9 protein-coding genes and 1 pseudogene are annotated in these 12830 nt (G+C 65.7%); 6 read left to right on the forward strand and 4 right to left on the reverse strand.

Annotated elements, in window-relative coordinates:
• Window positions 1–20 precede the first annotated feature (20 nt).
• A pseudogene (locus RQI28_RS10825) lies at window positions 21–844 on the reverse strand (taurine ABC transporter ATP-binding protein).
• Between the two features lie 18 nt (window positions 845–862).
• A complete protein-coding gene (locus RQI28_RS10830) occupies window positions 863–1177 on the reverse strand; it encodes a hypothetical protein (RefSeq protein WP_404976886.1) in 315 nt (104 codons plus the stop codon).
• 348 nt (window positions 1178–1525) lie between these two features.
• Here RQI28_RS10830 and RQI28_RS10835 point away from each other — a divergent pair, with 348 nt between their 5' ends.
• Window positions 1526–2644, forward strand: a complete 1119-nt coding sequence (locus RQI28_RS10835) for an alkene reductase (protein WP_311222144.1) — start codon at window positions 1526–1528, stop codon at window positions 2642–2644.
• Between the two features lie 208 nt (window positions 2645–2852).
• Here the strand turns inward: RQI28_RS10835 and RQI28_RS10840 are convergent, their stop codons facing one another.
• Together RQI28_RS10840 and RQI28_RS10845 are read right to left on the reverse strand one after the other, a co-directional pair.
• Window positions 2853–4517 (reverse strand): methyl-accepting chemotaxis protein, encoded by a 1665-nt coding sequence (locus tag RQI28_RS10840; RefSeq protein ID WP_311222145.1) that lies wholly within the window; start codon window positions 4515–4517, stop codon window positions 2853–2855.
• 138 nt (window positions 4518–4655) lie between these two features.
• Window positions 4656–6944: a heavy metal translocating P-type ATPase gene (locus tag RQI28_RS10845; RefSeq protein ID WP_311222146.1), complete on the reverse strand. Its 2289-nt coding sequence runs from the start codon at window positions 6942–6944 to the stop codon at window positions 4656–4658.
• Between the two features lie 132 nt (window positions 6945–7076).
• Here RQI28_RS10845 and RQI28_RS10850 point away from each other — a divergent pair, with 132 nt between their 5' ends.
• The 5 genes from RQI28_RS10850 (at window position 7077) to RQI28_RS10870 (ending at window position 12814) form a co-directional block, all read left to right on the forward strand.
• A complete protein-coding gene (locus tag RQI28_RS10850; RefSeq protein ID WP_311222147.1) occupies window positions 7077–7274 on the forward strand; it encodes a cation transporter in 198 nt (65 codons plus the stop codon).
• The gene (gene cueR, locus RQI28_RS10855; protein ID WP_311222148.1) at window positions 7271–7741 is read left to right on the forward strand and encodes a Cu(I)-responsive transcriptional regulator; all 471 of its coding nucleotides are present in this window, start codon (window positions 7271–7273) and stop codon (window positions 7739–7741) included. Before RQI28_RS10850 ends, cueR begins: the two co-directional genes overlap by 4 nt.
• Window positions 7742–7868: 127 nt before the next feature.
• The gene (locus RQI28_RS10860) at window positions 7869–9476 is read left to right on the forward strand and encodes a class I SAM-dependent DNA methyltransferase (RefSeq protein ID WP_311222149.1); all 1608 of its coding nucleotides are present in this window, start codon (window positions 7869–7871) and stop codon (window positions 9474–9476) included.
• A complete protein-coding gene (locus RQI28_RS10865; RefSeq protein ID WP_311222150.1) occupies window positions 9473–11152 on the forward strand; it encodes a restriction endonuclease subunit S in 1680 nt (559 codons plus the stop codon). The genes RQI28_RS10860 and RQI28_RS10865 overlap by 4 nt, the downstream gene beginning before the upstream one ends.
• A 24-nt stretch (window positions 11153–11176) precedes the next feature.
• Window positions 11177–12814, forward strand: coding sequence for an ATP-binding protein (locus RQI28_RS10870; RefSeq protein WP_311222151.1), 1638 nt, complete (start codon window positions 11177–11179; stop codon window positions 12812–12814).
• Window positions 12815–12830: the final 16 nt, after the last annotated feature.

The following is a 12830-nucleotide window of genomic DNA, read 5'->3' on the forward strand; positions in this document are numbered from 1 at the left end:
TCAGACATGGGCTGGCTCCGTCACTTCGCGCTCCCCACTGGCTGTAACGGCGCCACCTCGTCCAGCACCCGCTCACCCCACGCGCTGAAATCGGCGCGCGACTTCACCGCCCGCGCCGGCTGCCCGCCCCAGAAGTCGTGGTTGAACGCCAGCGCATGCTGCCAGGCAATGCGCCCGGGGCGCGGCGTCATCACCACCAGGCGCGACGCGAGAAACAGCGCCTCTTCCACGTCGTGGGGGATGAAGAAAATCGTCTTGCCTGTGCCCTGCCACAGCCGCAGCACCAGCTCTTGCAATGACTCACGCGAGATGGCGTCCAGCGCGCTGAAGGGCTCGACCATCAGCAACACCTGCGGGTCACTGTCCAGCGCCCGTGCGATGCCCACGCACTGCGGCATGCCGTCCGACAGCTGCCGCACGGGCGACTGTACAAAGCTGTCCAGCTCCACCTGCGCCAGCTGCTCGACCGCGAACCGCTGCGGTGTTTCACGTGAAACGCCGCGCAGTCGCAGCCCCAGAGCCACGTTGCCGATCACGTTCAGCCAGGGCATGAGCGCGTGCTGTTGGAACACTACGCCGCACTGGGCCCCGGCCCGGTCACTGGCTGGCCGTCGGGCGCGATGTTGCCGGCCGATGCGTCGGTGAAGCCGGCCATGCAGTTGAGCAGCGTCGTCTTGCCGCAGCCCGAGGCGCCCAGCGCCACCACCAGTTCGCCGCTGGCAATGTCCAGATCCACGTCCTGCAGCGCCGGCTCTGTGCCACCGGCGTACTGCACGCTCAGGCCACGAATGGCGATGGCGCCGGCACTTCCATGTGCACCGGCGGCTCCTCGATCAGCGGGCACGCTGCACCCAGGTGGGGTTCACGCCGACAGCGCAGCCGCAAAGGGCGACGAGCCGGCCTCGCCGATGTGGATGGCTCCGGATGCCGGCGCTCGCGCGATCTCAGCCCCGCTGCCCAGTTCACGGTAGCTCACCTGGTAGCCGGTGCGGCGCTCCACCTCCTTCGTTTCCTGCGCGTAGCGCCAGGGCACCACTATGTCCTGATAGCCGATGACGACTTTCTTCTTGGCCTGGGCCAGCGCGGGGCCGCCCGACAACAGGGCGCCGGCCAGCAGCAGTGCCGCCTGCAAGGTGGTGCGGCGGCGAGCGGTGGAATGCAGTGGTGCGGATGGCATGAGCGGACTCCCTCTGATGGCTTGAATAGCTGGTTTTGGGTGTCTCGGCGAGTGCCCCGACGGGTAGCCGACGGAGCGATGCCGGAAATTCGAGAAATGTGCAGCCCGTTCGCCCAAGCGCCGCTTGCAAGCATGCTTACGCGCGCAGCAGATAAGCAAAATAGCCGTCCAGCGCTTATCCCGTGGGCGCAGGATGCTGCAAATTTCCTAGCACGCATCGCATAACCTGTGGCGGCGCCGTCCCACTGCAGACATTGCGCATTGGGGTTAACGTGAGTGCCTCGACAGCGATGGCGCGCGCGCCACGCTGCAACCCTCAACCCCTCCATCACCACAGGAAGAAGTTCGATGTCCGACACGCTTTTCGATCCCGTCCAGGCCGGCGACCTACAGCTGGCCAACCGCGTTGCCATGGCGCCGCTCACGCGCAACCGCTCGCCCAATGCCGTGCCGCGCGACATCACCGCCACCTACTACGCCCAGCGCGCCAGCGCCGGCCTGTTGATCACCGAGGCCACCGCCATCAGCCACCAGGGCCAGGGCTATGCCGACGTGCCGGGCCTCTACGGCACCGACCAGCTCGACGGCTGGAAGAAGGTGACCGCGGCCGTGCACGAGCGCGGCGGCAAGATCGTCACGCAGCTGTGGCACGTGGGCCGCATCTCGCACGTCGATCTGCAACCGGACGGCGGCCAGCCCGTGGCGCCCTCGGCCATCACGGCCAAGGCCAAGACCTATCTGGTGGACCGCGCATCGGGCAAGGGCCAGTTCGTGCCCACGTCGGAGCCCCGCGCGCTGGACGCGTCCGAGCTGCCCGGCATCGTGCATGACTTCGCCGCCGCCGCGCGCAATGCGGTGGAAACGGCCGGCTTCGATGGCGTGGAACTGCACGGCGCCAACGGCTACCTGCTGGACCAGTTCCTGAAGACGGGCGCCAACCAGCGCACCGACGACTACGGCGGCAGCATCGAAAACCGTGCCCGCCTGCTGCTGGAAGCCACCCGTGCAGTGGTGGACGCGGTGGGCGGCGGCAAGGTCGGCATTCGCCTGTCGCCCGTCACGCCCGCCAACGACATCGAAGACGCCGACCCGCAGCCGCTGTTCGACTATGTGATCCGCCAGCTGGCACCGTTGGGCTTGGCTTATGTGCACGTCATTGAAGGCGCCACGGGCGGGCCGCGCGACGTCGAGGGTCGCCCCTTCGACTACGCCGCGCTCAAAGCCGCGTACCGCGAAGCCGGCGGCAAGGGCGCCTGGGTGGTCAATAACGCCTACGACCGCGCGCTGGCGCTGGAGGCGGTGCAAAGCGGCCGCGCCGACATCGTGGCCTTCGGCAAGGCCTACATCTCCAACCCCGATCTGGTCGAGCGCCTGCGTCAAGACGCACCGTTGAATGCCTGGGACCAAGCCACCTTCTACGGCGGCGGCGAAAAGGGTTACACCGACTACCCAACGCTTCAGGGTTGATGGTGGTGGATGCGGGCCGCTGTACTGGCAACGCCAGGATCGGCTCGCAAAAATTCAAGCAAAATCGGTCTCTAGCGCTTATTGCATAAGCGCTAGTAGCTATAAAAAATATAGCAAACAGACCAAGGCCAAGAGTAATGGCACCAACAAAAAAGCAGACCCTGAGGTCTGCTTTTTTGATGTCCAAAGCGCCGGGCGCGGCGGGACTTCAGGCCGCTGCCAGCAGCGTCTGCCCGCGTCCTCCCCCGCCCAGGCGGGCCGAGGGGGCGGACGACGCTGCGGACAGCGTGCCCATGTGCGGAGCGGCGTCGTCGCCCAGATGGAACTGCTGCACGATCTGCGACAGCCGCGCGGCCTGCTCGCGCAGGGACTCGGCAGCGGCGGCGGACTCTTCCACCAGCGCCGCGTTCTGCTGCGTCATGCGGTCGATCTCGCCCACCGAGCCGTTCACCTGGCCGATGCCGCCGGCTTGCTCGGTGGCGGCGGAATTGATCTCGCCAATGATGTCGGAGACACGCTGCACGCTGTCCACGATCTCCGTCATGGCCTTGCCCGCGTCTTCCACGTGGCGCACGCCGCCGTTCACGGCCGTCACGCTGGAGCTGATCAGCCCCTTGATCTCCTTGGCCGCTTCGGCACTGCGCTGCGCCAGGCTGCGCACTTCGCCGGCCACCACCGCAAAGCCCCGGCCCTGCTCGCCCGCGCGGGCCGCTTCCACGGCGGCGTTCAGCGCCAGGATGTTGGTCTGGAAGGCAATGCCGTCGATCACGCCGATGATGTCGCCGATCTTGCGGCTGGAGGTCGAGATCTCGTGCATGCTGGAAATCGCCTGCTGCACCACCGAGCCGCTGCGCGTGGCAATGCCCGACGCCGAGCTGACCAGCTGGTTGGCCACCTGCGACGACGACGCCGTCTGCTGCACCGTGGCGGTCAGCTGCGACAGCGAGCCCACGGCTTCCTGCGCGTTGCTGGCCGTCTGCTCGGTGCGGGCCGACAGGTCCTGGTTGCCTGTGGCGATCTCGGCGCTGGCCGTGGCGATGTTGCCGCTTGCGTCGCGCACCTGCGCCACCAGGGCACTCAGGCGGCTTTGCATGTCCACCAGCGAACGCTGCAGGTCGGCCACCTCGTCGCTGCCATCGACCTGCAGGCGCTGCGACAGATCACCGCCGGCAATCGACTGCGCCAGGCTGCGCGCGGCCACCATGGGGCGCACGATGGACACCATGTTCAAGAGCGTCAGCGGCACCACCACCAGCACGGTGATCAGCACTGCCAGCAAAAAGAGCCACTTGGTCTGGCTGGAGATGCTGTTTTGCTGCTCGATCACGCCCTGCACTTCGGCGCGCAGGCGCGTGTCCAGCGCGGCCAGCTGCTTGTCGGCCTCGGCAAACTCGGCGATGGCCTTGCCGCTCATGCGGTTGGCGATGGTGGCGGTGTCGTAGCCGCCGGCTTCCAGCTGGCGCGCCACATGCGCGAACTGGTCGCGGTAGCTGTCCAGACGCTTGCCGATGTTGGCGGCCGTGTCGCCCTCGGCGCCCGCCGACGTCTGCTGCAGGTCGGCCGTGACCTTCTTGGCACGATCGAGCGCGGCCAGCCATTGCGTGCGCGAAGCCTTCACACCTTCGGGCTTCTCGTACTGGATGATCATGTCTTTCTCGTTCCCGCGGATGGCGCCCATCTCGCCGCGCAGCTGCGCCAGGTGGCCGATCGCCGTGTGTTCGTTGGCGATGAATTCCTCACTCATGTCGTGAATGCGGAACATGCCCAGCATGCCCGCGCCACCCAGCAGCCCGAGAAGCACCAGCACCACGCCGATGGCGCCGATCATCCGGAACCGGATGGTGAAACGCCGCATGAGGCCGAAGATATTCATGTTTGTCGTCCTTGAATTTGTTGTGGAAGGTCGGCACGCAAACCTCCTGGCCTGCCTGCCATGTCGCGCGAATTACGTCACAGCGCAACAATTGGTTGCAGTTTGCCAGACAAGCGAGTGGAAAGGCGAATGTAAGTTTCAAAGACGCCAGCGCTTCAATAGCAATGCGTTGGCCATCACACTCACAGAACTCGCTGCCATGGCCGCGCCCGCCATCACCGGGCTCAAATAGCCCAGCGCGGCCAGCGGAATGCCGGCCACGTTGTAGACAAAGGCCCAGAACAGGTTCTGGCGGATCTTCGCCACCGTGCGGGCTGAAATGTCCAGCGCCGCGGCCACCAGGCGCGGGTCACCCCGCATCAGCGTGATGCCGGCGGCATGCATGGCGACGTCGGTGCCGTTGCCCATCGCCAGGCCCACGTCGGCGGCGGCCAGCGCCGGCGCGTCGTTCACCCCGTCGCCCACCATCGCGACGATGCTGGGGCCTTGGCCCTTTCCTGGGTGCTTCGCTTCGCGCAACAGCGCGATCTGCGCTGCCTTGCCTTCGGGCAGCACCTCGGCCAGCACCTCGCCCGCTGCCGGGTCCAGCCCCAGGCGGCGGGCCATCGCGTCGGCGGCGCCCCGGTTGTCGCCCGAAATCATCACCGTGCGCAGGCCCCGTGCGCGCAGGGTGGCCAGCGCCTCGCGTGCGCCGGGCTTGGGCTCGTCGCCAAAGGCCAGTACGGCGCGCAGGCCCCAGCTGCCGTCCGGCGCGGCTTCTGCCACGGCCGATACCGTGGCGCCCTCGGCCTGCAGGGCGGCAGCGCGGTGGGCCAGCGGGCCCAGCGGCGCGGCCAGTTCCTGCATCCACCGCAGGCTGCCGACCACCCAGCGGCGCCCGTCCACCGTGCCCTCGGTGCCCCGGCCGGGCACGGCGCGCACGGCGGTGGCGGCGGGCGCTGCCACGCCCTGCGCGCGCGCGGCCTCCATCACGGCGCGGGCCAGCGGGTGTTCGCTGCCGGCCTGCACGCCGGCTACGGCGGCCAGCACGGCAGCTTCATCCTGGCCGGGCGACACCGCTAGCGCCGTCAGCCGGGGGCGGCCCACGGTCAGCGTCCCCGTCTTGTCGAAGGCGACGGTGTCTACGCGGTGGGCGCGCTCCAGCGCCTCGGCGTCCTTGATCAGAATGCCTTCGCGCGCCGCCGCGCCCGTGCCGGCCATGATGGCGGCGGGCGTGGCCAGCCCCAGCGCGCAGGGGCAGGCGATCACCAGCACCGCCACGGCATGCACCAGCGCCGCCTCAAAGCCTGCGCCTGCCGCCAGCCAGCCCAGCAGCGTGGCCAGCGCAATCACCAGCACCACGGGCACAAAGACCGCCGCAACGCGGTCCACCAGCCGCTGGATGGGCGCCTTGGCGGCCTGCGCGTCTTCTACCAGGCGGATGATGCGCGCCAGCACCGTTTCGGCGCCCACGGCGGTCACCCGCAACAGCACCCGCCCGTCGCCGTTGACCGAGCCGCCCGTCAGCGCATCGCCGGCCGCGCGCGCCACGGGCAGCGGCTCGCCGGTCAGCATCGATTCGTCCACCTGCGTGTCGCCCTCTTCCACCGTGCCGTCGACCGGCACGCGCTCGCCCGGCCGCACCACGATGCGGTCGCCCGCCATCACCTCGGCCACGGGCACGTCCACCTCGCCGTCCCGTCCCATCAGGTGCACCACCTCGGGCCGCAACGCGTGCAGCGCGCGAATGGCGGCCGTCGTTTGCCGCTTGGCCCGCGCCTCCAGCCACTTTCCCAGCAGCACCAGGGTGATGACCACGGCCGAGGCCTCGAAATAGAGATGCGGTGCGTGGCCCGGCGCTGCCGTGAGCCACAGCCATAACGACAGCCCGAAGCCCGCGCTGGTGCCCAGCGCCACCAGCAGATCCATGTTGCCCGACAGCGCCCGCGCCGCATGCCAGCCCGCGCGGTAAAAGCGCGCGCCCAGAATGAACTGCACCGGCGCGGCCAGCGCGAACTGCAGCCAGGCCGGCAGCATGCCGTGCGGCCCGAAGACAGCGGCCGCCGCCCCGGGGAACACGCCCAGCAGCATGGGCAGCACCAACGGCGCCGACAACGCCAGGCCTGCTGCCACCGGCCCGAAGCCGGCCCAGGGCGATGCGTCTTCCTTCGCTGCATCGGCCGCCTGGTCTTCGAGAGAGCGCGGCTCGTAGCCCGCATTGCGCACGGCGCGGCGCAGCAGCGCGTCCATGCTGGCGTCACTTGCTGTGGGCGCGTACGTGACCTGCGCGCGCTCGGTCGCCAGGTTCACCGTGGCGCCCTGCACGCCGGGCACCTTGCGCAGGGCGCGCTCCACGCGGCCGACGCAGCTCGCGCAGGTCATGCCGGCAATGCCCAAGTCGAGCGTGGCGGGGGCGGTCTGGGGGGCGGGTGTGGTCACAGCGTTCATGGCCGCATCTTGAACCTTGACGCCATGGCAAGGTCAAGGCCGTGTCCGGCACACGGCGGGGCTTGACTCTGCCACGATGGCAAGGTTGAACATCTGGTTTCATTCCGTCCGATCGAACAAAGGAGTACCCCCATGCAACACACCCTTCAAGTCCAGGGCATGACCTGTGGCCACTGCGAACGCGCCGTCGTGCACGCCGTGCGCCAGGTCGACACCGAAGCCACCGTGCAGGTCGACCTGCCCACCGGCCGCGTGGTGGTGGAAAGCGACCACGCCCGCGAGGCGCTGGCCGCTGCCATCACCGAAGAGGGCTACACGGTCGCCGCATGAGCCGCGCGCTGCCCTTGCGTTCTGCCAGCCGCACCGCCGTGGCGACGGCGCCCGCCTTCGGCTGGCCCGTGCCCATCAGCACGGCGGCCGAGCGCGCCGGCGTGTCGCCACGCATGCTGCGCCACTACGAATCGCTGGGCCTGCTGACCAGCGTGGCCCGCACTGACAGCGGCTATCGGCAGTACACCGAGGCGGACGTGCACACCCTGCGCTTCATCCGCCGCGCGCGCGATTTGGGCTTTTCCATCCAGGAAATCGCCACCCTGCTGGGCCTGTGGCAAGACCAGCAACGCGCCAGCAGTCAGGTCAAGCAGATCGCCCAGGCCCACATCGACGACCTGGGCCAGCGCATCGCGGCCATGCAGGGGATGCAGCGGTCGCTGCAGGCGCTGGTGGGCTGCTGCCAGGGGGATGGGCGGCCGGACTGCCCGATCCTGGATGACTTGGCGGGGCCGGTGGCGCATTGATTTACTATGTTTTTGATAGCTGCTTGCGTTTGATGGATGAGCGCTAGAGGCCTAAAGCGCTAAAAAATCCGTAATTCCCGTGGCCGTGGCAGACTCGCCGCTTTGCTTTTGCTTGCGCGCGCCTCCTATGCTTACCGGTGAACTAAGAAACAAGGTCGATCAGGTCTGGAACGCGTTCTGGTCCGGCGGCATCGCCAACCCTATCGAAGTCATTGAGCAGATCACCTACCTGCTCTTTTTGCGCGCACTCGACAGCGACCAAACCCGCGAAGACAACAAGGCCCTGCGCCTCAAAACCCAGCCCGTGCGCCTCATTCCCGCCGGGCTTGATGCACAAGGCCGCCCGCACGACGACATGCGCTGGTCCCGCTTCAAGAACATGGCACCCGCCGACATGTTTGACGTGCTCAGCAACCAGGTCTTCCCCTTCCTGCGCGGCCTGCAAACGTCCGGCGGCCCCGCAGCCGAAACCGCCTTTGCCCGCCACATGCAGGGCGCCCGCTTCACCATCCCCACGCCCGGCCTGCTGGCCAAGGTGGTGGACCTGCTCGACACCATTCCGCTCGACGACCGCGACACCAAGGGCGACCTGTACGAATACATGCTCGGCAAAATCGCCTCTGCCGGGCAAAACGGCCAGTTCCGCACCCCGCGCCACATCATCGATTTGATGGTGGCGCTCACCGCCCCCACGCCCCAAGACACCATCTGCGACCCAGCATCGGGCACATGCGGATTTTTAGTGGCCGCAGGCGAATACCTGCGCCGCACTTACCCCGACATGCTGCGCGTGCCCGCGCAAAACGCGCACTTCCACAGCGGCATGTTCCACGGGTATGACTTTGACAACACCATGCTGCGCATCGGCAGCATGAACATGGTGCTGCACGGCGTGGAACACCCCGCCATTGAGTACCGCGATTCGCTTTCGGAAGGCGCCGCAGGCGACGCCGGTGCCTACAGCCTCATCCTGGCCAACCCGCCATTTGCCGGCAGCCTGGACCACGAGAGCACGGCCAAAGACCTGCAAAGCATCGTCAAAACCAAAAAGACCGAGCTGCTCTTTCTGGCTCTCTTCCTGCGACTGCTCAAAACCGGCGGCCGCGCCGCGGTGATCGTGCCCGACGGCGTGCTGTTCGGCAGCAGCAAGGCCCATAAGGAGCTGCGCCGCAAGCTGGTGGAAGAGCAAAAGCTCGACGCCGTCATCAGCCTGCCTGGCGGCGTGTTCAAGCCGTATGCGGGCGTCAGCACCGCCATCCTGCTCTTCACCAAAACCATGAGCGGCGGCACCGACCACGTGTGGTTCTACGACATGAAGGCCGACGGCTGGAGCCTGGACGACAAGCGCCAGCCGCTGCTGGAGTCAAGCCTTTTAGGCCTCCAGCGCTTTGTGGACAAGCGCAACCAGCTATCAGAAGCAGAGCACGCCAAAAACAACCTGCCCGACGTGCTGGAGCGCTGGCGCTCTCTCCAAACCGTTCGGGCTGAGCCTGTCGAAGCCGGGGCGCAACCCCACCGCTCCCCCGAACTCACCCGCCCCCGCACCGCGCAGAGCTTTTGCGTGCCCAAGGCCGACATTGAGGCCAACGGCTATGACCTGAGCATCAACCGGTACAAGGAAGTGGTGCATGAGCAGGTGAAGCACCGGACGCCGGGGGAAGTCTTGGCGGAGTTGAGGGCGCTGGAAGACGAGATTGCGCGGGGGATGGGGGTGTTGGAGGGGATGTTGAAGTGAGCGCTCCTACCGCCCGCCTTGGTGACTTCGTAGACATCCTTTCTGGATTCGCTTTCGACGCTGCCAATTTTTTCGATGAAGGTGACATTGCGCTCATCAGAATTCGCGATGTAGTTCGCGGCCGATCAAGCACTTTCTATCGAGGCGACTACGAATCTAAATACCTGATTCAACGCGGCGAAATCCTGATTGGGATGGATGGAGAGTTCAATCGTGCGCGCTGGCAGTCTGCGCCCGCGCTCTTAAATCAGCGGGTTTGCAAGATTAAATCAAGCAGCCCAAAGCTCTCCGACGAATACCTTTTTCATTTTTTGCCTTCTGCGTTGAAGGCAATTGAAGACACGACTTCGTTTGTCACCGTCAAACATCTCTCCGCAAAGCAGATCAAGGACATTTCGATACCGCTACCACTGGTCGAAGAACAACGCCGCATCGCCGCCATCCTCGACCAAGCCGAAACCCTCCGAACCCAACGTCGCACTGCCCTGGCCCTGCTCGACAGCCTCACCCAGTCCCTCTTTCTCGATATGTTTGGGGACCCGGTGGCGAATCCGAAGGGATGGCCCACGCCGAAGTTTGGGGAAGTTGGCAAACTTGATCGCGGCATCTCGAAGCATCGCCCACGCAACGCGCCTGAGCTTCTCGGTGGCAAACACCCACTAATACAGACCGGAGAAGTTGCTAACTGCGATGGCTACATACGCAGTTACACGAGTACCTATTCGGACTTGGGACTACGGCAAAGCAAGATGTGGCCAGCAGGCACGCTTTGCATCACGATTGCAGCCAACATCGCGAAAACTGGAATCTTGACTTTTGACGCCTGCTTCCCCGATAGCGTGGTCGGCTTTCAAGCAGATGACCCTGCTACGGTCGAATACGTCCGAGTGTGGCTTTCTTTTCTACAGAAGGCCCTCGAAGAATCCGCACCTGAGTCAGCACAGAAGAACATCAATCTCGCGATATTGCGCGGACTGAGCATCCCGTTGCCTCCCCTCCCCCTCCGACAAACCTTCGCCACCCGCATCGCCTCCATCGAAGCCCTCAAAGCCACCCACCGCCGCGCCCTGGCCGCGCTGGATGCGCTGTTTGCCTCGCTACAGCAGCGAGCCTTCAGTGGTGAGTTGACTCCGGCTGCTAGACGCGCTTCAGCCCAAAGCCTTGCGCAATTGCAGCAACTGGAAGCGTCCATCGGCCAGGAGGCATTAATCTTTATTGCCAAGCGCATGCCCGATGGCGATCTCTACAACTCCCTCAAGGCGATCTACTTTGCGGACAGGCACCATCTGGAGCACCACGGGCGCCAGATTTACAACGAGACCTACAGCGCACTACGCCATGGCCCGGTGCCACAGGCAGCGTACGACGCCACGCAGGTGCTCATTGGGAAGCTGATGTTCAGCAACTTTGATGACGCCGCTGTGCACGCTGCACTGCGCCGCAAAGGCGATACGCTCACCGCGCTGCGCGACTCAGATTTCAGCAAGCTCAGCCGGGCAGTCATGGAGAGCCTGGAATGGGGCATCCGCTACTGCCGCGACATGAAGTTCGGGCAGACCAAGACGGCATCCCACGACAGCGCCTACGAGCGCACTCCCAAGAACGAGGCGATCCCGCTGCAATACATCATCGATACGTTGCCCCCCGAAGCCCGCCAGCGCCACTGGGGTCTTTAGGCACCACCGTCCAGGCTCACACCAGTGCCCACTTCCGTCGCCCAGCTCCACCAATGGCTGCTTGAACCCGAAGGCCAGCGCCTGGAGTTCAAGGAGGCCAAGCAGCGCTACGACTTTGAAAAGCTGCTCAAGTACTGCGTGGCCCTGGCCAATGAGGGCGGTGGCTCCATGGTGTTGGGTGTGACGGACATGCGGCCCCGGCGCATTGTGGGCACCCAGGCTTTCGAGGAGCCGGGCCGCACCGAGGCAGGCTTGCACACACGGCTGGGGCACCGCATTCCGGTGGAAGAGCTGTTGCTGCCCGAAGGGCGCGTGGTGATCATTCACGTTCCGCCACGCCTGCCGGGCACAGCATGGGAGATCGATGGCCGTTACTTCAAGCGCGCAGGTGACGACCTGGCAGCCCTCGGCGGTCAGGAACTGAGAGCTATGTTTGCCGAAACAGGCCCCGACTTTTCAGCCCAGCCTTGCCCCGGTGCCACGCTGGTCGACCTGGAGCCCGAATCCATCGCCCTGTTCCGCGAACGCTGGGCCAAAAGGAGCGGTGACCCGCGAAGGCGCGAGTTAGGCGACCTGCAAACGTTGCGCGATGCTGAACTGCTGGTGGAGGGCGACCAGGTGAGCTATGCGGCGCTCATCTTGTTTGGCACGCGCGCGGGCCTCACGCGGTGGCTGGCGCAGGCCGAACTGGTGTTCGAATACCGCTCGTCCGAAGCCGCTGGCCCGGCGGCCGACCGCGAGGAATACCGCGCAGGCTTCTTCGCCTGGCAAGACGCGCTGTGGAAAAAGATCAACCTGCGCAATGACCGGCAGAGCTACCAGGACGATTTCTTTCGCATGGACCTGCCCACGTTTGACGAGGTGCCCGTGCGCGAGGCCTTACTGAACGCGGTGGCCCACCGTGACTACCGCCTGGGCGGCTCCATCTTTGTGCGCCAATTTGCCAAGCGGCTGGAGGTGGTGAGCCCCGGCGGCCTGCCGCCCGGTATCACGCCCGAGAACATCATTGACCAGCAATACCCCCGCAACCGCCGCTTGGCCGAGGCATTGGGGCGCTGCGGGCTGATCGAGCGATCCGGCCAAGGCCTGAACCTGATGATGGAAAGCGCCGTGCGCCAGGGCAAGCCCCTGCCCAGCTTTGCGGGCACGGCTGCGCATGAGGTGCGGTTGACGTTGGAGGGCGGTGTGCGCAACCCGGCGTTTGTGCGGTTTATGGAGCGGCTGGGGGAAGAGACGCTGCGCAGTTTTTCGACGCTGGACTACCTGGCGTTGGAATGCCTGGAGCAGGGGAAACCGCTCAGCCCCACATTGAAAGAGCGCTTGCCCGGTTTGATGGCCGCTGGCGCTGTCGAGTCCATGGGAAGAGGCCGAGGCACCCGCTACATCCTCTCAGAAGCGCTGTACGCATCCTTGGGAGCCAAAGGAACCTACACCCGCCAACGGGGCCTGGACCGCGACACGAACAAGGCCCTGCTGCTGAAGCATCTGATGAAGCAAGGCGAACAAGGCGCCCCCGTGTCAGAACTTCAGCAGGTGCTACCCACACACTCTGCGAGTGCGTTGCGGGATCTTCTGCTGGAATTGCGGGCGGAAAACAAACTGGCGCTAAAAGGCGAGCGTCGCTGGGCTCGCTGGTATGCAATAACGCATAAAAGTCTTTAGCAGTGCTTTAGAGAAC

The sequence above is a fragment of the Acidovorax sp. WCS2018Noco2-16 genome (assembly GCF_031843945.1).
Lineage (GTDB): Bacteria > Pseudomonadota > Gammaproteobacteria > Burkholderiales > Burkholderiaceae_C > Paracidovorax.